Here is a 23,688-nt window from a genome sequence, read left to right as displayed (position 1 = left end):
CGCGCGGCTCAGGCGCGCAGCCAGCGGTGCATCACGTCGCCGCCGACGGCGCGTGTCTCGGCCAGCCGGAACCGCCCGGCCTCATCCAGCGCCGTCAGCCCCAGCGCACCGATCGCCGGGCGCCCCTCGGCACCCAGCGCGAGACCCGCGGTGAAACCGACAAGCTCGTCCACCAGCCCCGCGCCCAGAAGCGCGGCCGCCAGGGTGCCGCCGCCCTCGCAAAACACGCTGGTCAGCCCCAGCGCCCCGAGCTCCGCCAGCACGGAGGCCGGATCGACCTGTCCGCCGGACAGAGCGCACGGGACCGTGCGCGCGCCAAGCGCCTGCCATGCATCGACGCGGTCGGCAGCCACGTCAGGCCCGTGACACAACCACACCGCCGGCGCGGCGGCGCTGCGGGCGAGCTTCGAGTCGCGCGGCAGGTCGAGCCGGCGAGAGATCACCACGCGCACCGGCTGGGCCGCGATGCCCAGCCCCCGCACCGTCAGCGAGGGGTCGTCGGCGCGGGCCGTGCCGCCGCCGACCATCACCGCATCGTGGCACGCGCGCAATGCGTGCACCTGCCGGCGCGCCCGGGCGCCGGTGATCCACTGGCTGTCGCCGCTGGCCGTCGCGATGCGCCCGTCGAAGGAGGTGGCAAGTTTCAGCGTCACGCGCGGGCGCCCCTCGGCCACGCGCATCAGGAAACCGGACAGATCCGCGCGCGCCGCGTCCTCCAGGCATCCGGTCTCGACCGTGATGCCCGCGCCGCGCAGCATCTCTAGGCCGCGACCGGCGACGCGGGGATCGGGATCGGCAACGGGAACGACCACGCGCGCCACACCCGCGTCGGCCAGCGCCACCGCGCAGGGCGGCGTCTGGCCATGATGCGCGCAGGGTTCCAGGCTGACGTAGGCGGTGGCGCCCCGTGCCGCCGCCCCGGCCTGTGCCAAGGCGCGGGTCTCGGCGTGCGGCCGACCGCCGGGCGCGGTCCAGCCGCGGCCGACGATGCGCCCGTCCGCGACGATCACGCAGCCCACGGCCGGATTGGGCCAGACGTTGCCCTGCCCGCGCCGGCCCAGCGCCAGCGCCAGCGCCATGAAGCGGGCGTCGTCGTTCACTCTTCGGTCTTTTCGCCAGCCTGTGCCTGCGCCTCCGCGGCCTCGGCCTCGGGGCGCAACTCGCTGACGAACTTGTCGAAATCGTCGGCGGCCTGGAAGTTCTTGTAGACACTCGCGAACCGCACGTAGGCCACCGTGTCGATGCGCGCCAACGCCTCCATCACGATCTCGCCGATCAGCTTGGAGTTGATATCGGTGTCACCCATGCTTTCCAGCCGGCGCACGATGCCCGAGATCATCTGATCCACCCGCTCCGGGTCGATCTGGCGTTTCTGCAACGCGATCCGGATGGAACGTTCCAGCTTGTCGCGGTCGAAATCCTCGCGGCGGCCGTTCGACTTGACGACGACCAGGTCCCGAAGCTGCACCCGCTCGTAGGTCGTGAACCGCCCGCTGCAGGCCGGGCAGAACCGACGCCGCCGGATCGAGACGTGGTCCTCGGCCGGCCGCGAGTCCTTGACCTGGGTGTCGATGTTTCCGCAAAACGGGCAGCGCATCGGCCTGTCCCCTTTTCTTCTCTGCCTCTCGCCGTGGGTCTTTCGCCCAGTTTTTCCACAGCCACTATAGGGCAGCCGCAAGTTTTTGGGTAGCCCAAATTCGCGGCCACCAAATACGGTCTTTCAGCGGAAACTGCCGCCCGGGCGGTTGGCAAATACCCTTGCGATCACGACATTTGCCGCAGGACCCTTCAGCAGGAATGTGGTCTCATGTTCCAAGATGCGCCGCCACCTGCCGGGTGTGCGGCGCATTCCTGTGTTCGAACAGATAGATCCCCTGCCAGGTGCCCAGCGCCGGGCGGCCATCCGCCACCGGCACGCAAAGCGATACCGGCATCATCGCGGCCTTTATGTGGGCGGGCATGTCGTCGGGGCCTTCGGTGGTGTGGCGCAGGAACGCCATGTCCGGGGCATCGGCGGGCGGCACCAGCCGCTCGAAAAAGGCGCGCAGGTCGCGCTGCACGTCCGGGTCGGCATTTTCCTGGATCAGCAGCGAGGCCGAGGTGTGCCGCACGAACAGGGTGAGCAGCCCGTCCCCCTGCCCGGCCACCCAGCGCGTCACTTCACGCGTGAATTCGTAAAGCCCGGGGCCGCGCGTGGCGATGCTGAAATGCGTCTGCATGACGCGCAGCCTAATGCCCGCCGGGCCGAGGATGTCAACCGCGCGGGGGCGGCGGCACGCCTCCGCTGGCGTTCGGGCGGATTAACGCAGGTTGTTTCGTGCCCGCCCCGCGGCGTGTCACCATGTCCGGATCCAATCGGAAGAAAGGAAGGCTGAAATGTCCGTTGCACGTGTCACCGAGATCTCCTCGACCTCGACCCAGGGCTTCGAGGACGCCATCAACAAGGGTATCACCCGCGCGACCGAGACGCTGCGCAACGTGCAGAGCGCCTGGGTCAAGGAACAGAGCGTGGGCGTCGAGAACGGGTCCATCACCAGCTACCGTGTGAACATGCTGGTCACCTTCGTGCTCGAGGATCCGAGCTGAGGAGGCCGGGGATTGCGGTTCAGCGCGCCGTCCTGACGTGGTGCGCGCCCGGGCGCGCGTGCCAGAAGCCGTTGGAGAACGGCGCGGCGATGTCCAGCGCGTCCATGCGCGCGGCGCCCTCGGCGCCGGTGGCCCGGCCGTCGAGGACGTCGCGGAAAACCCCCACCACGGCAAGCATGTCCGTGTCCTGGGGGACAAGGCGGTAGTGCGTGACGCCGCTGGCCGCGACATCGTCCAGATCCCCCAGCAGGTTGACGCAGGACTGTGACAGCGTCTGGATGCCGTTGATCCGCAGGAACGGTTCGCCCGCGAGCGTGGTCAGCGGCATGCCGTCGGGGTCGTCCTCGCAGACGAACTGGCAGTTGTCCTTCGTCCGACCGTGGGCGCGCGCGTGGTAACAGCGCGCCGAGACGGCCAGCGACGCGCGACCGAAGACCTGCACCTCCAGACCCGCGCCGGCCGCGGCGGCTGCTTGGCCGATGCGCGCGACCGCGTGGCCCGGCATCTCGACCGGCAGGGCGAAATGCGTTGCGCCACGGACGTGCAGCACGGCAAGCGTGCGTTCGTTGTAGACGTTCATCATCGGGCCGATGCGGTGCGTCCGCCCCGACACGTGCAACAACCCCGAATTGTTGTTGATCTCGATCTCGCGGTCGTCGACCTCGCACAGTCCCGCCATCATCTGGCGTTCACGTTTCGTCATAACCTCGCTGAGCGAGGACAGGATCACGCGCTTGCCGCCGCGTTCCAGACGATCGGCGACAGCGGCGTACGCCCTCTCGAAGAACGGCGCGCGCTTGGAGCAGATCACCTCGCCCAGGTAAACCTCGTCGACCGGCGCCTCGTCGGCGATGCGGGCATAGAAATCTCGCTTGGTCTCGGCCGGCCAGTGGAAGGGAATTGGGCCGAGCGTCAGTTTCCGGCTCATGGATTTCACCGCCATTTCTTCGTCTTGAAGGCGCCTTCGGTCTGCTTCCGCCCTTCGGTCAGCGCCACGAGGTCGTCCAGCGCGGGAGTCTCGCCGGCCATCACGTCGTCCACGGCCCGGCGGAACGCGCCCACCACCTTGCGCACGTAGGCACGCGAGCGTTGCCGTCCCTCGATCTTGAAGGCGTGCACGCCGGCGCCCATCAGGCTCGGCAGCAGCTTGGCGAGGTTCAGGCTCACGGGTTCCTCGAAGGCGTAATAGCCGTCCTCGCGGTGCGGCGCGTGGTAGCGGCCCTTGCAGATCGTGGGGTAGCCGGCCGTCTCTGCGCAGCCGAAGCGGTCGATGGTCACGTCGCGCAGCCGTGTGGTCATGGTGCCCTCGGTATCGCGGTCGTAGTGCACGTCCGCCGCCGGCGAACACACCCCGTCCATGTTCGTGGACAGCCCCGTGACGTAGTTCGTCAGGCTGCAACGTCCCTCGACCATCAGGCCGTGGTTGCCGAAGATGAAGGTCTCGATCTCGCACGGGATCTCGGCCGCCAGCGCCTCGATCTCGGGCACCGTCAGGATACGCGGCAGCACGACACGCTTCACCCCGAATTCACGGCAGTAGTACCGGATCGCCTCGGGGCTTGAGGCCGCGGCCTGCACGGACAGGTGCAACCGCGCGCCGGGGTGTTCGCGCGCGATGTGATCGGCCACGCCGATGTCGGCCACGATGAAGGCGTCCACCCCCATTTCCGCGCCCAGTGCGGCCGCGTCGCGCCACAGGTCGAACTTGCCCGCCGGCGGGAAGGTGTTGAGCGCCAGCAGCACCTTGGTGCCGCGGTCGTGGGCGTGACCCACGGCGCGTTCCATCTCCTGCGGCGTGAAGTTCAGCCCGGGGAAATTGCGCGCGTTGGTGGCGTTCTGGAACCCGCAATAGACCGTGTCCGCCCCCGCCTCCACGGCGGTGCGCAGGCCCGCTGGCGTGCCGGCGGGGCAGACAAGCTCGGGGCGGATCATGGCTGCGCCTCCGGGGTGCCACGCCGGGCGGCGCGGCGCAGGGCCGCAAGCGCGGCACGCCCCGGGGGGCCGAACATCCCGGCCACCGTCGCCGCGACCGAACCTTCCACGTTGTCGAGCGCGTTGCGCAGGGTGACCACGGCCTCGGTGTCGCCGGTGATGGTCAGCTCGCGCGAGAAGAACAGCGCGTCGCCGTCCTCGGCCGCGTCCACCAGTTCCAGCAGATCCAGGAACCGTCCCGCGATCAGCGCATCATGCGCGGGCGGCCGCCCCCGCGGGCAGGCCCGCAGCAGCAGGGCGTCCGGGTCGGGCTTCAGCAGCAGGGTAAACGGCAGGCCGCGCGGATCGATCAGGAAGCGCGCGCCCCGGACCGGGCCAAGACGTTCGAGAAGCTCGGGGTATCGGCTGGCCACCCGCCTGACCACGCGGGCCAATACGGGCTGCAGCAGGAACAGCGGCAGGGGCGGCGCCCAGCCCGTCGCCGCGTGCGCCCCGCCGCTGTCGTGAGTGGGGACATCTGTCATGCCCCCCCGCCTAGCAAGCGGGGCGCAGCCGGCGATTGACGAAAGTCAAGCCGCCTGCCGTTTCCCCCTTTACTGGTCGAGGAAGCTACGCAGCTTGCGCGAGCGGCTGGGGTGCTTGAGCTTGCGCAGCGCCTTGGCCTCGATCTGGCGGATGCGCTCGCGCGTGACCGAGAACTGCTGGCCCACTTCCTCGAGCGTGTGGTCGGTGTTCATGCCGATCCCGAAGCGCATGCGCAGCACGCGTTCCTCGCGCGGGGTCAGCGAGGACAGGACCCGCGTGGTTGTGTCCTTCAGGTTGTCCTGGATCGCCGAGTCGAGCGGCAGGACGGCGTTCTTGTCCTCGATGAAATCGCCGAGCTGGCTGTCCTCCTCGTCGCCGATGGGCGTCTCGAGGCTGATCGGCTCCTTGGCGATCTTCATCACCTTGCGCACCTTCTCCAGCGGCATCTGGAGCTTCTCGGCCAGTTCCTCGGGCGTGGGTTCGCGGCCGATCTCGTGCAACATCTGGCGGCCTGTGCGCACCAGCTTGTTGATCGTCTCTATCATGTGCACGGGGATGCGGATGGTGCGCGCCTGGTCCGCGATCGACCGGGTTATGGCCTGCCGGATCCACCAGGTGGCATAGGTCGAGAACTTGTAGCCGCGGCGATACTCGAACTTGTCCACCGCTTTCATCAGGCCGATGTTGCCCTCTTGGATGAGGTCGAGGAACTGCAACCCGCGGTTGGTGTATTTCTTGGCGATCGAGATCACCAGCCGCAGGTTGGCCTCCACCATTTCCTTCTTGGCGACGCGGGCCTCCTTTTCGCCCTTCTGGACCTGGGCGACGATGCGGCGGAACTCGGGGATGTCGAGCCCGACGTACTGGCCCACCTGCGCCATGTCGGCGCGCAACTCGGCCACCTTGTCGGACGAGCGTTCCATCAGCATCTGCCAGCCGCGCCCCTGCTTGGCGGCGATCTCCTCCATCCAGGTCGGATCGAGCTCGCGACCACGGTAGCTGTCGATGAACTCGCGGCGGTTGATGCGCGCCTGGTCGGCCAGCTTCACCATTGCGCTGTCGATGGTCATGATGCGCCGGTTGATGCCGTAAAGCTGGTCGATCAGCGCCTCGATGCGGTTGTTGTGCAGATGCAGCGAGTTGACCAGCTCGACGATCTCCGAGCGCAACTTCTGGTAGGTCGCTTCCTGCTCCTTGGAAAACGAGCCGTCCTCGTTCAGCGTGGCCGACAGGCGGCTGTCCTGCATCTCGGACAGTTTCTCGTAGTCCTGCGCGATGCGGTCCAGCGTCTCGAGCACCTTCGGCTTGAGCGCGGCCTCCATCGCCGCGAGCGACATGTTGGCCTGCTCTTCCTCCTCGTCGGGTTCGTCCTCCTTGACGATGGGGTTGCCGTCGGCGTCGTACTCGGGCTCTTCCTCGGCCTTCTCGCGATTGTCCTCGGGCGGCGTGGTGACGTTGGCGGGTTCGACCACCGGCTCGGCGCCCTCCTCCTCGCCCATCTGGGTGCCGAAGGTGGCTTCGAGGTCGATCACGTCGCGCAGCAGGATTTCCTCGCTGAGAAGCTCGTCGCGCCAGATGGTGATCGCCTGGAAGGTCAGCGGGCTTTCGCACAGCCCGGCGATCATGGTGTTGCGGCCCGCCTCGATCCGCTTGGCGATCGCGATTTCGCCCTCGCGCGACAGCAGCTCGACGCTGCCCATCTCGCGCAGGTACATGCGCACCGGGTCGTCCGTGCGGTCGAGCTTCTCGTCCTTGCCGCCCGACAGCGCGACGTCGCCCTTCTGGCCGATCTCGGCGATGGCGGTCGACTTGCTGTCCTCCTCGGCCTCCTCGGCGTCCTCGGCCTCGATGATGTTGATGCCCATCTCCGAGAGCATCGACATCACGTCCTCGATCTGTTCCGACGACACCTGGTCAGGCGGGAGCACCTTGTTGAGCTGATCGTAGGTGATGAAGCCCTTCTCGCGGGCCTCGGCGATCATCTTCTTGACCGCGGCCTGGCTCATGTCCAGCGAGATCTCGGGGTCTCCCGACTCGGGCTTTTGCTCCTCGGTGTCCTTGGCGGCCATGAAGGTCTCCTCAACTCTGGGCGGTCGGGCGAATCGATTAAACCGACTCACTAGCGTGATTCGCTGATTCGTTCACCCGTTTACCCTGTTTTCCCTAGACATTCCTCACCGTTGTTGCCTAGCGGCCCGGTTTGGAAAATGTAATGCTGTCCAGCAGCGCGTCGAATTCCTCGCGTTCGTCGCGCCTGATTCGCGCGCCATTGTCGCCGGTGTCATACTCCGTGCCGTCCTGCGTCTCGCTGCGCAGGGCGCGGTTGCGTGCCTCGGCCGCCTGCCCCAGCCGCCAGGTCACGGCCTCGTCGGCGAGGCCGGACAGATCCTCGGCGGCCTCCGACACCTCGGCGGCAAGGCCCCGTTCGGCGGTCAGCTTGGCCAGCTCCTCGGCCATGGTCAGTCGGGCGGTTTCCATGTCGCCCGGGTGGCGCACCGCGGGCGTTATCGCGACATGGGGCAGGCTCAGAAGCTTTTCAAGGGCGTCCTCGCCCATCTGCCGGACAATGCGCCCCCGCAAACCTTCCGCGCCCTCGGGCCAGTGCCGCAGGATCAGGTCGCGCAACCGCGCTTGCTCGGGATCGGGGCAGTCCAGCCCTTCCAGCGCCGTCTCGAACTCCTCGGTCACATCCGGGGTCATTACCAGCGTGGCAAGGATCACGGCGCGGCGCAGGCCGTCGTGCGCCCGGTCGCCCGCCGCCACCAGCAACGAGGATTTCGTGGTGGGCCGCGCCACGCCAACCGGGCGCCACCGGGCGCCCCCCTTGCCGGTCCCCTCCTGCCGGGCGGCGCGGCGCGGGTTGAACAGCTGCCAGCGCAGTTCCTTGATGACCTGCCCGTAGTGCGCGCGGATCGACGCATCGCGAATGCGGCCCAGGTGCTCGCGCAGGGCCTTGTCCAGTGCGGCGCGGCGCTCGGGGCTGTCGAACGCGCGCCCTTCGGTCTCGCGCCGCCACAGCAGCTGGACCATCGGCAGCGCCGCGTCGATCTGCCCTTGCATGGCCGCCGGGCCGCCCTCTCGGATCAGGTCGTCGGGGTCCTTGCCCGGGGGCATCAGCGCGAAGCGCAACGACTTGCCGGCCTCCAGCAGCGGCAGGGCAAGGTCGATCACCCGGTGGGCCGCGCGCAGCCCGGCCGTGTCGCCGTCGAGCGCGATCACCGGCTCGTCGGCCATGCGCCACAGAAGCTGGAGCTGGTGCTCGGTCACCGCGGTGCCCAGCGGCGCGACCGCCGCGTCGAACCCGGCCGCCGCCAGCGCGATCACGTCCATGTAGCCTTCGGCCACGATCAGGGTCTGCCCCTTGCCCGCCGCCTGCCGCGCAGGCCCGTGATTGTATAGCGTGCGGGACTTGTCGAAGAGGTCCGTGTCGGGGCTGTTGAGGTATTTCGCGTCCGCCTCCGGGGCCATCGCCCGCCCGCCGAAGGCGATGCACCGCCCCCGCGCGTCGCGGATGGGAAACATGACGCGGCCGCGGAACGTGTCGTAGGGCGGTCCGCCGTTGCGCCCCGTCCGGGCCAGTCCCGCGGCCAGGATGGTGTCGTCGTCGATCCCCTTGCCGCGCAGGTGGTCGAGCAGCCCGCGCCATGCGTCCGGGGCAAAACCGATCTCGAAGCGGTCCAGCGTCGGGTCGTCCAGCCCGCGCCCGGCCAGGTAATCCCGTGCCGCCGCCCCGGCGGCCGTGGACAACTGCATCCGGAAATGGCGGACGGCGTCCTCCATCACCTCGGCCAGCCGCGTGCGCCGGTCCGCCTTCGCTTGCGCCTGCGGGTCGCGGTCGGGCATTTCCATGCCCGCCTGCGCGGCGAGAATACGCACCGCTTCCATGAAATCGACGTTCTCGGTCTCGCGCACGAAGGTGATGACATCCCCCTTCGCGTGGCAGCCGAAGCAATAGTAGAATCCCTTGCGGTCGTCGACGTGGAAGCTGGCCGTCTTTTCCTGGTGGAAGGGGCACGGCGCCCACATGTCGCCGCGGGCCTGGTTGGACTTGCGCCTGTCCCAGATCACCTTGCGCCCGGCAACATCGGCAAGGCTCGCGCGGCTGCGCAATTCGTCAAGGAACCCGGGCGGCAGACTCATGATCCCCGCAATATGGGCCATCGGCGCCCCGGCGCCAACCCGGTTGCGCGGCGATCCCGCGCGCCGCGCGCGATTTGCCCGGGCGGGTGCGGGCAGTGCCAGGGCCTATTGCTCGAAGGCCACGCAGGATTTCTCGAAGGCGCTCGCGGCGTCCGCGGTCAACTGGTCATCGGGCAGGGTGTAGACCCAGCCCACCAGCACCGAGACGGTCGACGGATAGCGCTCCGCGGCCGCGTTGTCGCCGGCCTTGATCCGCTCGACGGCCCGCGTCTTGTCTGCCCCGTCGCTGCGCAGGACCACCGCTTCGGACACCAGATCGGCCTGCGCGGCACAGCGGGCGGCCCGTTCCTCGGCCGTCTCGGCCACCGCGGCAAGCGGCGCAAGCATCAGCAGGCCGGCAAGGGTGCTCAACATCGGTTGCGTCATCTCGGGCCCCCGTCTCATGGTGACGTCGCTGCATTCGGGCGACACCCTGTCAGCGGGTCCGCCGGGCCGCAACCCCGTCCATGGCCGTGCGCATCTCGTGCGCAAGCGTTTGCGCGAACGCGCGGAAGACCATCACGCGGAACGCCTGTTCGCCCGTGCGGGTGACACTGGCCGCCATGTGGGCAAGCTCGGAGCGCGCGGTCGCCCCGACGGGAAACCGGCTGGCGCGCAGGTCGAGCGGCGTCAACCGCGCCAGGACGGCGGCCGCGTCATCGCCGGCCAGTTCCGCCACCGCCCAGGCATCCGACTGGTCGGTGAGCGCGGCATGCGCGGCCAGCGACGCGTCGGGCGCCGGCCCCGCCAGCAGCACCAGCGCGCGGCCGAACCAGATCGCCTCGGCGTCGTCGCTTTCGGTGGTCTGCCCCGGCCCCGGCACCGCCAGACCGTGGGCGGCATGCAGCGCGTCGGACAGCGCCGCGGCCTGCCCACGGTAGGGGGCAAGGCTGGTCAGTTGCCCGAGATCGACCTCGGTCAGCGTCGTGGTGCCGGCGCGCAGCGGCAGCAGGCCGGCACAGGGGGTCTTCGCCAGAAGCTCAGTCACGGACACGATCTCCTTTCGGGTCGAAGACGACCGGATCCTGCACCTCGCAATAGGCGGTCACGCCCCGCAGGTGATCGACCATGCGCACCACCTCACCGTGCCGCGCGCGCCCGTTCTTCAGGAACCCCAGCGCGAGGAAATGCCCGAAGGTGGGCGAGAACCCGGTCGAGGTGATGTACCCCTGATCGTGGTCGCGGTCGGCCGGGTCGGTCTCGTTGAACAGATGCGCGCCGGCGGTCAGCATCTTGACCGCGCCCACCGGCTTGAGGCCCACCAGCTGCTCGCGGCCGTCCTCGCGCAGGCCGGGCCGCTCGGCGGCGGCCTGCCCGATGCAGTCCTTCTTGCGGCTGACCATGCGGTCCATGCCGATGTCGAAGGCGGTGGTGCGGCCGTGGATCTCGGCATGGGTGATGAACCCCTTCTCGATCCGCAGGACGTTGAGCGCCTCCATGCCGTAGGGGCCGCCGCCCAGCGCCTCGGCGCGCCGGGCCAGTTCGCGGAACAGGCTGTCGCCGTAACGCGCGGGCACCGCCAGTTCGTAGGCGTGTTCGCCGGAAAACGAGATGCGGAACAGCCGCGCCTGCACCCCGCCAAGGCCGACCGGCCCGCAGGCCATGAACGGCCAGGCCGCGTCATCGAGGGGCGTGTCGAGCAGATCGTCGAGCAGATCGCGCGATTTCGGGCCGGCCACGGCGAACTGCGCCCATTGCTCGGTCACCGAGATGAAGCGAACGTCCCAGTCCGGGCACAGGCACTGGTGCACGAACTCGAAATGCCGCATCACTTCGCCCGCCGCGGCGGTGGTGGTCGTCGTCAGGAAGTGGGTCTCGCCCAGCCGGGCGGTGGTGCCATCGTCCATCACGTGCCCGTCCTCGCGCAGCATGATGCCGTAACGCACGCGCCCCACCTTCAGCGTCGAAAAGGTGTTGGCATAGACGAAATCGAGGAACCGCGCGGCGTCCGGCCCCTGCACGTCGATCTTGCCCAGCGTCGAGACATCGGCGATGCCCACCGCCTCGCGCACCATGGTTACCTCGCGATCGGTGGACTGGCGCCAGTGCGTTTCCCCGCGGGCGGGGAAATGGCTGGGCCGGTACCAAAGCCCGACCTCGAGCATCTCGGCGCCGCGGTCCACCGAAGCCGCGTGCGAGGTCGTCAGACGCCGCGGCGCAAAGCCCATGCCCTGCGCACCCGCGCCGAGCGCACCGATGGCCACGGGGTTGTAGGGCGGGCGGAACGTCGTGGTGCCGGTCTCGGGGATCGCGCGGCCCGTCGCGTCGGCCAGCACGGCCAGCGCACCGGTGTTGGAGTTCTTGCCCTGGTCGGTGGCCATCCCCTGCGTGGTGTAGCGCTTCATGTGCTCGACCGAACGGAAGTTCTCGCGCGCGGCCTGCTTGACGTCCTTGACCGTCACGTCGTTCTGGAAATCCAGCCAGGCGCGCGCCTTGCCCGGCACGGTCCAGAGCGGGGTTATGGCATAGGCGCCGTCCTCGGCCCGCGGCGCGGATGTTCCGGGCGCGGTGCGGCCCATTTCCTCCAGCGCCTCGCGCGCCGCCGCGATGCCGTCCTCCAGGCAGGCCCGGGTGGAAAACGTGCCGGCACAGGCCCCCGCCGCGCGCAGGCCCGGCACGGCGCCGTCGCGGGGCACGAAGGCGGCGATGTCCTCGCGCCACGCGGGCCGGCCGTTCATGTGGCACGTCAGGTGCACCGCCGGGTTCCAGCCGCCCGAAACCGCCAGGCATTCGGCCTGCAGCTTGTCGATGCCGCTCGTGGTGGCCACCGAGATCGCCTCGAGCCCCTTGCGCCCGTGGGCATCCGTGACCGTGGCGCCGGGGAAGAACGGCAGGTCAAGGTCCGTGGTCGCGCCGGGGCGGGAATCGATCAGGGCGCTGACGTGTACGCCGGCGGCCATCAGGTCGGCCGCCGTGCGGTGGGCGCCGTCGTTGTTGCCGAAGACCGCCACGTTGCGCCCCGGGGCCACGCGCCAGCGGTTGACATAGGCGCGCACGGCGCCGGCCAGCATCACGCCGGGCCGGTCGTTGTTCTGGAAGGCCACCGGGCGCTCCAGCGCACCGGCCGCGAGCACCGCGCGCCGCGCGGCGATGCGCCAGAAGCATTCGCGCGGCGCACCGCGGCGGGCGGCGATGTCGGGCGCGAGCCGTTCGAGCGCGCCGAAGGTGCCCTGGTCGTAGGCGCCCACGACGGCGGTGCGCGTCATGAGGCGCACGTTGTCCATTTCCGACAGTTCGGCGGCCACCGCTGCGGCCCAGTCCCGGCCGGGCCGGCCGTCAACCTCCAGCGTCTCGGCGTTCAGCCGCCCGCCGGGGTGCGTGTCCTCGTCCGCCAGGATCACCTCGGCGCCCGCCCGTGCGGCCGTGAGCGCCGCCATCAACCCGGCGGGCCCCGCCCCGATCACCAGAAGATCGCAATGCGCGAAGGCCTTCTCGTAGCGGTCGGGGTCGTGCACGCGCGAGATCGCGCCCAGGCCGGCGGCGCGGCGGATCGCCGGCTCGTAGACCTTTTCCCAGAAGGCGCGCGGCCACATGAAGGTCTTGTAGTAGAACCCCGCCCCCAGGAACGGCGCCAGCGCGTCGTTGACCGACAGCAGGTCGAAATCCAGACCGGGCCACCGGTTCTGGCTGCGCGCCTCGAGGCCGTCGTGAAGCTCGACGGTGGTGGCCCGCGCGTTGGGATCCTGCCCGGGGCCGCGGCCCAGCGTGACCAGCGCGTTGGGCTCGGCGCTGTCGGCCGTGAGCGGCCCGCGCGGGCGGTGATACTTGAACGACCGGCCCATCAGCCGGATGCCGTTGGCCAGAAGCGCCGAGGCGAGCGTATCGCCCTTCACGCCCTGGTACCCGTGCCCGTCGAACGTGAAATCCAGGCGCGCCCCGCGGTCGATCAGGCCCTCGCCACCGATCCTCATGATCCCGCCTCCGTGTCGCCGTCGGCCAGCCGGGTCTCGAACACCTCGTGCGTGACCGTGTCGCGCACGACCACGATCCAGGCCGCGCAGCCCGTTTCGTGATACCACAGCTCCGCGCTGCGTCCGGCGGGGTTGTCGCGGTTGTGCAGGTAGTCGTCCCAGGCCACATCGCCCGCGTCGCGCGCGGGCCGCTCCAGCGCCAGGGCGGCGCCCTTCACGGTGAATTCGCGCCGGTCGCGCGCGCCGCAGATCGGGCAGGTGATCCTCATGCCGTCCTCCCTGCGCGCCACTGATGCTTCATCTTGCCGAAAATACTCACGATCCGAACCTCTCCGCCGGGTGCCTCAGTGCAGGCTGTGCTGGCTGCCGGTGCCTTCCTCGTCCATCAGGCCGCGGCCGGTGCGGAACCGGTCGAGGCGGAACCGGGCCGCCGCATCGTGCGGCCGGTCGGTGGCCACGAGGTGCGCCATGCAGTGGCCCGAGCCGGGCACCGCCTTGAACCCCCCGTAGCACCAGCCGCAATTCAGGTAGAGCCCCTCGATGCCCGAGCGGTCGATGATCGGCGAGCCGTCGGGCGTCATGTCCATGATGCCGCCCCAGCTGCGCAGCAGCCGGGCCTTGCCGATCATCGGCATCAGCGTCATCCCGGCCTCCATCACGTGTTCCGCCGTGGGCAGGTTGCCGCGGGACGCGTATGAGGGATAGAAATCCAGGTCGCCACCGAACACCAGCCCCCCCTTGTCGGACTGGCTGATGTAGAAATGCCCCATGCCGAAGGTCACGACGTGGTCGATGCAGGGCTTGAGCCCCTCGGTGACGAAGGCCTGAAGGACGTGGCTTTCGATCGGCAGGCGCATGCCCGCCATGGTGGCCACCTGGCTCGACCGGCCGGCAACCACCACCGCCACCTTCCTGGCGCGGATCGCGCCGCGGGTGGTCTGCACCCCGGTGACGCGGCCGCGATCCACGTCGATGCCCGTGACCTCGCAGTTCTGCACCAGGTCGACACCCCTGTCGGAGGCCCCGCGCGCGAACCCCCACGCCACCGCATCGTGCCGCGCGGTGCCGCCGCGCGGGTGGAACAGGCCGCCCTGCACGGGAAAGCGCGCGTTGTCGAAATCGAGGTAGGGCACCTTGCGGCGCAACGCGGCGCGGTCCAGCAGGATCGCGTCGTCGCCCTGGTTGACCATCGCGTTGCCGCGGCGGACGATGGCATCGCGCTGGCCATCGTTGTGGAACAGGTTGATCAGCCCGCGCTGGCTGTGCATCACGTTGTAGTTGAGCTCCTCCTCCAGCCCTTCCCACAGCTTGAGGGAATGGCTGTAGAACTCCGAGTTGCCGGGCAGGAAGTAGTTGGCACGCACGATGGTGGTGTTCCGACCGATGTTGCCCCCGCCGAGGTACCCCTTCTCGAGCACCGCGACATCGGTGATCCCGTGTTCGCGCGCGAGGTAATAGGCGGTGGCCAGCCCGTGCCCGCCGCCGCCGATCACGACCACGTCGTATTCCGGCTTGGGGTCTGCGTCGCGCCAGTGCGGCGACCAGCCCTTGTTGCCGGTCAGACCCTCCTTGAGAACGCGCAGCCCGGAAAAGCGCATGGTGTCGGTATCCCCTGCTGAATGGCCGCGAGTGAAGCAGCCCCCCTTTCGCTTAGCAATGGGGAATACCGGGCGCCCCCAAGTTTTTCGACAGATTCCGGTCAGGCCGCGACGCCGCCGGTCATTGTGCGGGCGGCGCCGCCTCGGGGCGCGCGGCCGCCCGCGCGGCGGGGTCCAGCACATGCACCGGCGCGACGGGGCCACCCCCGGGGCCGCGGAGCGGGGTCAACCGCGCACGGCCCGAGATCCAGGCGGCCAGCATGCGGCGCACGACCGCCAGCCCGGCACGCGCGAAGTGGCGGTCGCGGGCGGGTGCACCTGCGCCCGGCGGCGCGCTCGCCGTGAATGCGTGGGCGAATACCGGGCCGAGCACGGGATCGGCCGTTGCGGCCTGACCCGGACGCATCACGACACCGGCGAAGGGCAGCGAAAGGCGCGGCAACGTGTTGATCACGGGCGTGTCGCAACAGCTGGCGCACCAGCGGAACAGCCCCCCGGGCGTCAACCTCAGGATCGCCAGCCGCTCCGCGCCCGCCGCGATCGCGATCCGGTCGGGTGTGGTCTGCCAGATGTCGGTGCCGCTGGCGGGGCCGAGAAGCGCGCCGGGCGCTCCGAAATGGCGCGCGGCGGTCTGGCAATCCCGGCAGTAGCAGGCCACCCGCGTGCCGGCGGCGGGACCGGGGACCGAGACCTCCAGCCGAAACGCGCCGCAGCGGCATTCCAGCGGCAGCCGCCCGCTCAAGACGGTCAGAGCCCCAGCGCGCGGTAGCTCGACGCGACCTTGTCGATGGCGACCAGATAGGCCGCGGTGCGCAGGTCGCGCACGTCCTCGCGGCCGTGCCAGACCTCGCGCATGCCCTGGTAGGCGATGCGCATGGTGTCGTCGAGGCCCGAACGCACCAGTTCAAGCTCGCCCGCGCCGCGCAGGTATTTCTCCTTGAAGTCCGGCGTGATGACCCAGGCATCGCCAAGCTGGTTGTCCAGCCGCTCCAGCTCGTTGACCAGAAGCTGGTGGCGCGCCTCCTCCTGCCGGCGGCCCATGCGGCCGAAGCGGATGTGGCTGAGGTTCTTGACCCATTCGAAATAGGACACGGTGACGCCACCGGCGTTGGCGTACATGTCGGGGATGATGACCGTGCCCTTCTGGCTGAGGATCTCGTCGGCGCCGGCGGTGACGGGGCCGTTGGCGGCCTCGATGATGAGCGGCGCCTTGATCCGCTTGGCGTTCTCCATGTTGATCACGCCTTCCAGCGCGGCGGGGATCAGGATGTCGCACTCGGCCTCGAGCACCGCGGCACCCTCCGCGGAGTGCGAGGCATCCGGGAAACCGGTGATGCCCCCGTGCTTGGTGATCCAGGCGCGCACCGCCTCCACGTCGATGCCGTCCTCGTTGTAAAGCGCGCCGTCACGCTCGATGATCCCGATGATCCGGCAGCCGTCCTCTTCCTGAAGGAACTTGGCGGCATGGTAGCCCACGTTGCCCAGCCCCTGGACGACGACCCGCTTGCCGTCCAGCGTGCCGGTCAGGCCGCTGGCCGTGATGTCCTCGGAGTGACGGAAGAATTCCTGGAGGGCGTACTGCACGCCGCGGCCCGTCGCCTCGGTCCGGCCGGCGATGCCGCCGGCGTTGATCGGCTTGCCGGTCACGCAGGCGCGGCCGTTGATGTCGGTGGTGTTCATGCGCCGGTACTGGTCGGCGATCCACGCCATTTCCCGCTCGCCCGTGCCCATGTCCGGCGCCGGCACGTTCTGGGAGGGATGGATCAGGTCGCGCTTGGCCAGCTCGTAGGCGAAGCGGCGGGTGATCTGCTCCATCTCGTGCTCGTCCCATTCCCGCGGGTCGACGCACAGCCCGCCCTTGGACCCGCCGAAGGGCGCCTCGACCAACGCGCACTTGTAGGTCATCAGCGCGGCCAGCGCCTCGACCTCGTCCTGGTGCACCGCCAGCGAATAGCGGATGCCGCCCTTGACCGGCTCCATGTGCTCCGAATGGACGCTGCGGTAGCCCACGAAGGTATGGATCTGGCCGCGCAGCCGAACGCCGAAACGCACCGTGTAGGTGGCGTTGCAGACGCGGATCTTCTCCTCCAGCCCCGGCGGCAGATCCATCAGCGCCACAGCGCGGTTGAACATCAGGTCCACTGACTCGCGGAACGTCGGCTCATTCTTCGCGGACATCATCATCCTCCCTGGTCCGTGCCCCGGGATGCCGCTTGTGGCCGCGGCCGTGCTGTCACCGGGATCGCGCCCATCGTTAAGGCATGCGACATTTTTGTCCACCCGTTCCTTGGACCGCCAAGGCGCGTGTGCCTGCGATGCCTTCCCGCCCCTCCCGACCGGATCGCAGCGGGCAACAATCCCGCCAAAGCGAAACGTCTGTTCGCAAGACCCGGCAAATGGGCCGTATTTCGTCGGAAAACCGCCATTTTTTCGCCACGGGCTTCGTTAAACTGAGTCACCGGGAAAAACCGTCAGAGGCGCGGGACAACACGCCCGAGGAAAGGCATCGACATGACACGCCAGCGTATCTCGGCACGCAACGACCGGCACACGGACCGGCGGCGGCGACACCGCGCGTCGGCCGCCTTCGTGCACGACGAATCCGGGGCCGTCACGGTGTTTTCGCTCTTCGTCTTCATGATGATCCTGATCGCCGGCGGGATCGGCATCGACATCATGCGGTTCGAGATGCGGCGGGCCGACCTTCAGAACACGCTGGACAGCGCCGTGCTTGCGGGGGCCGGCACCCGCGGGCTGGAACCCAAGGCGATCGTCGAGGACTATTTCGACAAGAGCGGGCTGAGCAACTACCTCAACCCGATCAAGGACGAGGACGTCTACACCACCCTCAACGCGACCCGCGTCGAGGCCACCGCCGACATGACGATGCCCACGCACCTGCTGAAATTCAGCGGCGTCAAGTCAATGACCGCCGTGGCGGCATCCACGGCCGAGAAACGGATTCCGAAACTGGAAATCTCGCTCGTGCTGGACGTCTCGGGCTCGATGGGCAGCAACTCCAAGCTAAACAACCTCAAAAGTGCGGCGAAGGATTTCGTCACCACCATCCTCGACAACTCGACGCCCGGCGACACGGTGATCTCGATCATCCCCTTCAGCTGGTCGGTGACGCCCTCGCAGGGGATGTACGACGCGCTCGCCGTGGACGAAAAGCACACCTACTCCACCTGCCTGCGCTTCAAGGACAAGGATTTCAATCACGCTTCGCTGTCCAGCGGCGCGTCGGCGACCAGCAACGGCATCCCCGTCGACCAGATGATCTATACCGCAGTCTATGGCGGCTGGCAGAACCTCAACAGCACATGGCGGTCGTGCTACACCGACGATTACATGCGCATCCTGCCTTACTCGAACAACGAGACCGCGCTGCACACCGCCATCGACGCGCTGCAGGCCCGCGGCAACACGTCGGGAAGCCAGGGCATGAAATGGGGCGCCGCCCTTCTCGATCCGACATTTCGGACCAAGGGCGTGACCGGCAACCTGATCGACTCCGGTGAAATGGACGCGTCGCTCACGACGGTGCCGGCGGACTACGACCAGAGCGAGACGCTGAAGGTCGTGGTGATGATGGGCGACGGCCAGAACACCACCTCGTATTTCTTCGACGTGAGCGATCCGGAATACCGCGGCAAGCACTCGGACCTCTACAACGTGACCTACCAGGAACAGCAGTTCGATTACGGCTTCACGAAGTACAACAAGGGATACCATTATACAGACCCCTATTACGAGCAGTACTGCAAGTACGGTTGGTTCAAGTGCTTCTACAAGGCGACCGGCGACGTGGAGTCGGTCTACTACCTGCGTGATCCGGACGACGGCGATTACTACAACATTGACCAGGACGAATGGATCTCCGGGCAGGAGTTCAAGGACCTGGACCAGATCCTGCCGGGCTACATCGGCACCGAACAACTGGATTGGGAAGAGGCCTGGGGGATGATGTCACCCGACTATTACCGCGACATCACCGGCAATTCGGGCCCCTGGAACGATTACGTCGGGTCCGAACGGGTCGACGGGTCGGAAAAGAACACGCGGATGAAGAACGTGTGCGCCGCCACCAAGAACGAAGGCGTCGTCGTCTACACCATCGGCTTCGAGATCAGCCAGGGCGGCACGGCCGAGCGCACGCTCAAGGATTGCGCCTCGACCGGGGCGCATTACTACCGCGCCGACGGCATCAACATCAACGACGCCTTCGGCTCGATCGCCGGCAACGTCGTGCAGCTGAGGCTCACGCAGTAATGACCCGGATGAAGAAATTCCTGACCCGCTTCTGGCGCGCCGAAACCGGCGCGGCCGCGGTCGAGTTCATCCTGATCCTGCCGGCCTACATGATCATGATCTTCGCGGCGCTCGAGGTCAGCTTCGTCACGGCGCGGCACGCGATGCTGGAACGCGGGCTGGACGTCGCCGTGCGCGAATTGCGGCTGGGCACCGGCACCGCGCCACAGCACGACGAGATCAAGGACATCATCTGCGAAAACGCCATCATCATCCCCAACTGCAGCGAGGTCGTGCGGCTCGAGATGAAACCGACCAGCCTGCGCAACCTGTCGCTGTTCGACCAGGCGTTCGACTGCGTCGACCGTGCCGCGGAATCCGACCCGGTGCGCCAGTTCACGCCGGGACAGCAGAACCAGTTGATGCTGCTGCGCGCCTGCGCGGTCTACGACCCGCTGTTTCCGACGACCCGCTTCTCGTCGGCGCTGACGGCACGCACCGACGGCGAGATGCAGCTGACGACGATGACAGCCTTCGTGCAGGAGCCGAACTGACATGTGGCGCACGCGTATCAGCACCTTCCTGCGGCGGTTCCGCGACGACACCCGGGGCACGGCCACGATGGAGGCCGCGATCACCATGCCCTTCCTGGCATGGGTGATGGTGCTGATGTTCGTGTTCTTCGACGTCTATCGCTTCAACAGCATCCGCGACAAGGCGACCTACACCACCGCCGACATGATCACGCGCGAGATGCAGACCATAGACGAGAGCTATCTTACCAACGCCAAGACGGTCTTCGACGCGATCGCCGGCGACGGCGAGCGCAACCAGCTGCGTTTCACCGTCATCAAATACGACGCGGACAACGATGAATACACCGTCAAGTGGTCGCGCGTTCGCGGCACCGGCGATCTCACGCCCTGGACGGACGCCGACGCCGAGGCGCGGCGCGACCGGCTGCCCATTCTCACCGACGGCGAGGAGGTGCTTCTCGTCGACTCGGTCTCGCGCTACTTCACGCCGTTCGAGATGCCCGGGGACGAGATCCTCGATGTCGAGACCCGGGTTTTCGCCAGCCCCCGCTTCGTGCCCCAGATCGTCCTGGACGGCTGACCGCCGCCACGCGCCGGCCGCGGTTCAGCGGGTGGCAAGCATCGTCTCGATCACTTCCGCCATCATCTTCGCCTGCGCGCCCGGCGTGACCCCGCCCACGCCGACGCGCCGGCCCAGCCGCCACCACAACCCCGGACGCCATGCCCGCGGCGCCCGCCGCGCAAGCCGCAGCAGGAAGCCGTTCGACGGCTTGAAGGCGAAGATGCCGCGGTCAAGCCCGACGATCTCCTCGATCAGGGCGATGCGCGTGCCGTCACTGTCGCGCAGCTCCGTCTCGGTGAGCTCGACCGCCCCGGCGGTGGCGCGCGCCATCGCCCGTGTCAGCCACAGCGCCGCCACGCCCAGAACCACCATGACCACCCGCCAGACCGGGTTCGCCGGGGGCATCGCCAGCGCCATGTAAAGCAGCAACAGCCCCAGCCCCGCCAGCGTGCCCAGCCCGAAGGCACGGCGCGGGGCGGAGGCGCGGACGGTGGCCAGAACCTTGTCGGACATGCGCGTTCTCCCTTCACGCGACGGCCATACCGCGAACCGCAGCGGGATGCGAGGCCGGATCACGTACGCGGGTGAACCTCGCCGCCCGGTGCCTCGGGCTCGTCGTCGGTCATCTCGGCGGGAAAGCCTGGCGCGGTAACGTCAAGGCCCGTCGCCTCCTCGAGCCGCCGGATGATGTTGGGCGAGAATTCGCGCGGCCCGTAGCGGGCGATGCCGTCCTCGAGGATACCGATCAGAAGCGGGTTGAGTTCCAGCGGCACGCCGGCCCCCTCCGCGGTCCGCTGGAACAGCCCGATGTCCTTGGCCACCAGATCCATCGTGAAAGAGATGTCGCGGCTGCCGTTCAGGATCACCTGGCTTTCGGTTTCGTGCACGAAGGAATTGCCGGACGAGATCCGGATCGCCTCGAAGGCGGTGGCCAGGTCCATGCCCGCGCCCTTGGCCACCGTAAGCGCCTCCGCGCAGGCAACCAGATTCGCCGTGGCCAGGTAGTTCGTCAGCACCTTGAGCACGCTCGCACTGCCCAGTGCGCCGGTGTGCAGCACCCGCCGGCCCATGACCGTCAGCAGCGGCAGCACGCGCTCGAATGTGGCACGGTCGCAGCCGGCGAAGATGCTGATGTTGCCGGTGTCCGCCCGGTGGCAGCCGCCGGACACCGGGCAGTCCACCGACGCGCCGCCGGCCGCGATCACCTGTTGGCCCAGCCGTTTCACTTCCTCGGCATCGGTGGTGGACATCTCCATCCAGATCTTGCCCGGCCCCACCTCGGGCAGCATCGCGGCCAGCGCCGCCGCGCTCGCCTCGGGGCTGGGCAGGCAGGTGATGACCGCGTCGCAAGCACGCATCATCTGCGCCGGGTCGCCCCCCGCCGCGGCACCATGCGCCGTGAAGGCGGCCACGCGCCCCTCGTCGAGGTCATGCACCACAAGATCCATGCCGTTGCGCAAAAGGCTGCCGGCCAGCTTGCCGCCGACATTTCCCAGCCCGATGAACCCGATTTTCATGACGTTCCTCCCTGTTTCGGCCAACCTTGCGGGCTTTGTGCGGCATGTCGATCCCCTCCGCGACGCTCGGTATGGGCATTTTTGCACAATTTCAGTTTGCATCACCACAAATACCCGTATTGGCGCACACTTGCCATTATCCTATTTTCCAACCAAGGAGGCTCGCCCATGTCCATCAGACCCGTCACCGACACCCGCCAGGCCCAGCCCACGCTCGAGGGCGCTGGCGTTCACCTGCACCGCGCCTTCGGTTTCGACGACCCGGAGGCCGCCGATCCGTTCCTGCTGTTCGACGATTTCCGCAACGACGACCCCGAAAGGTTCCGGCGGGGGTTTCCCTGGCATCCGCATCGCGGCATCGAGACAATCACCTACGTGCTGTCCGGTTCGGTGGCGCACGGCGACTCGCTGGGCAACAGCGGCACGCTGGGCGCGGGCGACGTGCAGTGGATGACCGCCGGGTCGGGCATCCTCCACCAGGAGATGCCGCAGGGCAACACCGCCGGGCAGATGCACGGCTTCCAGCTCTGGGCGAACCTGCCGTCGTCGCTGAAGATGACCGCGCCGCGCTACCAGGACGTGCCGGCCACCGAGATCCCGGTGGTGATCGACGACGACGGCACCGCCGTGCGCGTCATCACCGGCAGCTTCTGGGGCCGACGCGGCCCGGTGGACGGGATCGCCGCCGACCCGCTCTACCTTGACGTCTCCGTGCCGCCGGGCGTGCACAAGCGGCTGCCGGTGGACACCCGCCGCCGGGCCTTCGCCTACGTGTTCGAGGGCGACGGACGTTTTGCCGACGCCGCCGCCCCGTCCGGCGTGCTGCTGGAAAAACAGGTGGCCGGCCACGAAATGCACCTGCGCGACCTGTCGGGCGACAGGACGCTGGTGCGCTTCGGCGCGGGCGACGAGGTGACAGTCCGGGCCGGCGAGCGCGGCGTCCGCTTCCTTCTGGTCGCCGGCGCACCGATCCGCGAACCGGTGGCCTGGCACGGCCCCATCGTGATGAACACGCAAGAGGAGATCCGTCAGGCGATGCGCGACCTGAACAACGGCACCTTCATCCGCGAGTCCGGCTGACGGGCCGCCCCGACCGGCCTTTTGCCCGCAAAGCCCGGGGCGCCGCCCGGCGCGTGACGGGCGGCGCCCCGCGTTCAGGCGGCCACGGCCCGGCGCACCATGTCCCAGTAGATGTCCTCGACCTGCGCCAGGCTAAGTCGGCCGCCCTCGCGGAACCAGGTGTTCACGCCCGTCAACATCGCGATCAGTGCCATTGCGGCGATCTTCGGTTCGGCGACGGCGAACACGCCCTGCTGCACACCCGTGTCCAGGATCGCCTCCAGATCGTCCTCGTAGGCCCGCCGCAGCCGCTCGATCACGGCGAAGTTGTCCGCCTCGAGGTTGCGCAGTTCCATGTAGGCGACGAAAACGGCGTCCGGGCGCCGGGCGTGAAAACGGATATGGAAGCGGGTGAACTGTTCGAGGGCCGCAAGCGCGTCAGCCGGCACGGGTTCGGCCCGGCGGGCCGCCAGGAGCGTCTCGAGGTGTTCCTTCATCAGCTCGAACAGCAGGCTCTGCTTGTCGGGGGTGTAGTTGTACAGGGCCCCTGCCTGCACGCCGACCTCTGCCGCGATCTGCCGCATCGGGACCGCGGCATAGCCGTGCCGCGCGAACAGCCGCAGGGCGGCCTCGCGCACCCTGGGGCCGGTGATCCCGGCGTGGGAGCCCTGCGTCCGTGCCATGGGATCCGTTTATCTGAACGCGCGTTCAGATCAAAGCCCCGCTTGCACCGGGGGCAACAACGGTGGCAATCTGCCCGCGAGTTTCCGTTTTCGACACCGAGGACAATGCCGGCATGCGCGCCAAGGCCTCTCTGCTGCTCCTTCTGACATCCGCGCTGGCCGCGGCATGCAGCCCGCCGGCCGCCTTCGAGACGGACGCGAGCACGTCTGACGCCGACTATCCCGCGCTCCTGCCGGCCGAGACGCTCAGGGCCCGCGCACAGGCGCCGCGGCCCGAAGGCACGCGCCGGTCCGCCTCCGCCGGCGATGCGCCCGAACCCCGGGCCGCCGCGCCCGCTGGCCGCGCGGC

The 23,688-nt window shown here is 68.6% G+C and carries 24 protein-coding genes; 6 read left to right on the top strand and 18 right to left on the bottom strand.

Going from position 1 to position 23,688, the window contains the following annotated elements; all coding sequences use genetic code 11:
* Window positions 1-8: 8 nt before the first annotated feature.
* The 3 genes from ribD to CEF10_RS12575 form a co-directional block, all read right to left on the bottom strand.
* A complete protein-coding gene (gene ribD / locus CEF10_RS12585; protein ID WP_101068525.1) occupies window positions 9-1,100 on the bottom strand; it encodes a bifunctional diaminohydroxyphosphoribosylaminopyrimidine deaminase/5-amino-6-(5-phosphoribosylamino)uracil reductase RibD in 1,092 nt (363 codons plus the stop codon).
* Window positions 1,097-1,597: a transcriptional regulator NrdR gene (gene nrdR, locus CEF10_RS12580; protein WP_101068524.1), complete on the bottom strand. Its 501-nt coding sequence runs from the start codon at window positions 1,595-1,597 to the stop codon at window positions 1,097-1,099. The genes ribD and nrdR overlap by 4 nt, the downstream gene beginning before the upstream one ends.
* Before the next feature lie 208 nt (window positions 1,598-1,805).
* Entirely contained in the window at window positions 1,806-2,219 is a 414-nt protein-coding gene (locus CEF10_RS12575) for a secondary thiamine-phosphate synthase enzyme YjbQ (RefSeq protein WP_101068523.1), read from the bottom strand.
* A 157-nt stretch (window positions 2,220-2,376) separates the two neighbouring features.
* Here CEF10_RS12575 and CEF10_RS12570 point away from each other — a divergent pair, with 157 nt between their 5' ends.
* A complete protein-coding gene (locus CEF10_RS12570) occupies window positions 2,377-2,586 on the top strand; it encodes a dodecin family protein (protein WP_101068522.1) in 210 nt (69 codons plus the stop codon).
* A gap of 19 nt (window positions 2,587-2,605) precedes the next feature.
* Here the strand turns inward: CEF10_RS12570 and ubiV are convergent, their stop codons facing one another.
* The 12 genes from ubiV to CEF10_RS12510 form a co-directional block, all read right to left on the bottom strand.
* A complete protein-coding gene (gene ubiV, locus CEF10_RS12565; protein WP_232796498.1) occupies window positions 2,606-3,514 on the bottom strand; it encodes a ubiquinone anaerobic biosynthesis protein UbiV in 909 nt (302 codons plus the stop codon).
* Between the two features lie 5 nt (window positions 3,515-3,519).
* Window positions 3,520-4,518 (bottom strand): peptidase U32 family protein, encoded by a 999-nt coding sequence (locus tag CEF10_RS12560; RefSeq protein ID WP_101068520.1) that lies wholly within the window; start codon window positions 4,516-4,518, stop codon window positions 3,520-3,522.
* Window positions 4,515-5,042: a ubiquinone anaerobic biosynthesis accessory factor UbiT gene (gene ubiT / locus CEF10_RS12555; protein ID WP_101068519.1), complete on the bottom strand. Its 528-nt coding sequence runs from the start codon at window positions 5,040-5,042 to the stop codon at window positions 4,515-4,517. The genes CEF10_RS12560 and ubiT overlap by 4 nt, the downstream gene beginning before the upstream one ends.
* A gap of 69 nt (window positions 5,043-5,111) precedes the next feature.
* Window positions 5,112-7,112 (bottom strand): RNA polymerase sigma factor RpoD, encoded by a 2,001-nt coding sequence (rpoD, locus tag CEF10_RS12550; protein WP_101068518.1) that lies wholly within the window; start codon window positions 7,110-7,112, stop codon window positions 5,112-5,114.
* A gap of 118 nt (window positions 7,113-7,230) precedes the next feature.
* The gene (gene dnaG / locus CEF10_RS12545) at window positions 7,231-9,183 is read right to left on the bottom strand and encodes a DNA primase (RefSeq protein ID WP_101068603.1); all 1,953 of its coding nucleotides are present in this window, start codon (window positions 9,181-9,183) and stop codon (window positions 7,231-7,233) included.
* 105 nt (window positions 9,184-9,288) lie between these two features.
* Window positions 9,289-9,597 carry a hypothetical protein gene (locus CEF10_RS12540; RefSeq protein ID WP_232796497.1) on the bottom strand — a complete coding sequence of 103 codons (309 nt, stop codon included), beginning with the start codon at window positions 9,595-9,597 and terminating at the stop codon, window positions 9,289-9,291.
* A gap of 61 nt (window positions 9,598-9,658) precedes the next feature.
* Window positions 9,659-10,210: a sarcosine oxidase subunit gamma gene (locus CEF10_RS12535; RefSeq protein ID WP_101068602.1), complete on the bottom strand. Its 552-nt coding sequence runs from the start codon at window positions 10,208-10,210 to the stop codon at window positions 9,659-9,661.
* A complete protein-coding gene (locus tag CEF10_RS12530) occupies window positions 10,203-13,133 on the bottom strand; it encodes a sarcosine oxidase subunit alpha family protein (RefSeq protein WP_101068516.1) in 2,931 nt (976 codons plus the stop codon). Before CEF10_RS12530 ends, CEF10_RS12535 begins: the two co-directional genes overlap by 8 nt.
* Complete coding sequence (locus CEF10_RS12525) at window positions 13,130-13,402, bottom strand: sarcosine oxidase subunit delta (protein ID WP_101068515.1); 273 nt, start codon at window positions 13,400-13,402, stop codon at window positions 13,130-13,132. The genes CEF10_RS12530 and CEF10_RS12525 overlap by 4 nt, the downstream gene beginning before the upstream one ends.
* A 75-nt stretch (window positions 13,403-13,477) precedes the next feature.
* Window positions 13,478-14,731: a sarcosine oxidase subunit beta family protein gene (locus CEF10_RS12520; RefSeq protein ID WP_101068514.1), complete on the bottom strand. Its 1,254-nt coding sequence runs from the start codon at window positions 14,729-14,731 to the stop codon at window positions 13,478-13,480.
* Window positions 14,732-14,852: 121 nt separating this feature from the next.
* Window positions 14,853-15,473 (bottom strand): DUF6151 family protein, encoded by a 621-nt coding sequence (locus CEF10_RS12515; RefSeq protein WP_101068513.1) that lies wholly within the window; start codon window positions 15,471-15,473, stop codon window positions 14,853-14,855.
* 5 nt (window positions 15,474-15,478) lie between these two features.
* Window positions 15,479-16,909, bottom strand: coding sequence for a Glu/Leu/Phe/Val family dehydrogenase (locus tag CEF10_RS12510; protein WP_101068601.1), 1,431 nt, complete (start codon window positions 16,907-16,909; stop codon window positions 15,479-15,481).
* A gap of 333 nt (window positions 16,910-17,242) precedes the next feature.
* On the opposite strand from CEF10_RS12510, the gene CEF10_RS12505 reads away from it, so the two are divergent.
* The 3 genes from CEF10_RS12505 to CEF10_RS12495 are packed head-to-tail and all read left to right on the top strand — an operon-like array spanning window position 17,243 to window position 20,098.
* Entirely contained in the window at window positions 17,243-19,003 is a 1,761-nt protein-coding gene (locus tag CEF10_RS12505) for a pilus assembly protein TadG-related protein (protein ID WP_101068512.1), read from the top strand.
* Window positions 19,003-19,536, top strand: coding sequence for a TadE/TadG family type IV pilus assembly protein (locus CEF10_RS12500; RefSeq protein ID WP_101068511.1), 534 nt, complete (start codon window positions 19,003-19,005; stop codon window positions 19,534-19,536). The genes CEF10_RS12505 and CEF10_RS12500 overlap by 1 nt, the downstream gene beginning before the upstream one ends.
* 1 nt (window position 19,537) lies before the next feature.
* Window positions 19,538-20,098: a TadE/TadG family type IV pilus assembly protein gene (locus CEF10_RS12495; protein WP_101068510.1), complete on the top strand. Its 561-nt coding sequence runs from the start codon at window positions 19,538-19,540 to the stop codon at window positions 20,096-20,098.
* 24 nt (window positions 20,099-20,122) lie between these two features.
* On the opposite strand, the gene CEF10_RS12490 is transcribed toward CEF10_RS12495, so the two are convergent.
* Both CEF10_RS12490 and CEF10_RS12485 read right to left on the bottom strand, forming a co-directional pair.
* Entirely contained in the window at window positions 20,123-20,593 is a 471-nt protein-coding gene (locus CEF10_RS12490) for a hypothetical protein (RefSeq protein ID WP_101068509.1), read from the bottom strand.
* Between the two features lie 59 nt (window positions 20,594-20,652).
* Window positions 20,653-21,597, bottom strand: a complete 945-nt coding sequence (locus CEF10_RS12485; protein ID WP_101068508.1) for an NAD(P)-dependent oxidoreductase — start codon at window positions 21,595-21,597, stop codon at window positions 20,653-20,655.
* A gap of 168 nt (window positions 21,598-21,765) precedes the next feature.
* On the opposite strand from CEF10_RS12485, the gene CEF10_RS12480 reads away from it, so the two are divergent.
* Window positions 21,766-22,677, top strand: coding sequence for a pirin family protein (locus tag CEF10_RS12480; RefSeq protein ID WP_101068507.1), 912 nt, complete (start codon window positions 21,766-21,768; stop codon window positions 22,675-22,677).
* Window positions 22,678-22,751: 74 nt separating this feature from the next.
* Here CEF10_RS12480 and CEF10_RS12475 read toward each other — a convergent pair whose 3' ends face one another.
* A complete protein-coding gene (locus CEF10_RS12475; RefSeq protein WP_101068506.1) occupies window positions 22,752-23,339 on the bottom strand; it encodes a TetR/AcrR family transcriptional regulator in 588 nt (195 codons plus the stop codon).
* Window positions 23,340-23,452: 113 nt separating this feature from the next.
* Between CEF10_RS12475 and CEF10_RS17215 the strand changes: the two genes are divergently transcribed.
* The coding region (locus CEF10_RS17215) for a hypothetical protein (RefSeq protein ID WP_232796496.1) at window positions 23,453-23,688 on the top strand (236 nt) is incomplete at its 3' end.

Origin of the sequence: Roseovarius salinarum (genome assembly GCF_002834145.1) — a bacterium.
Classification (GTDB): domain Bacteria; phylum Pseudomonadota; class Alphaproteobacteria; order Rhodobacterales; family Rhodobacteraceae; genus Roseovarius; species Roseovarius salinarum.
Note: the sequence above shows the minus strand (reverse complement) of the source record. Positions and strands in the feature narration are given on the sequence as shown.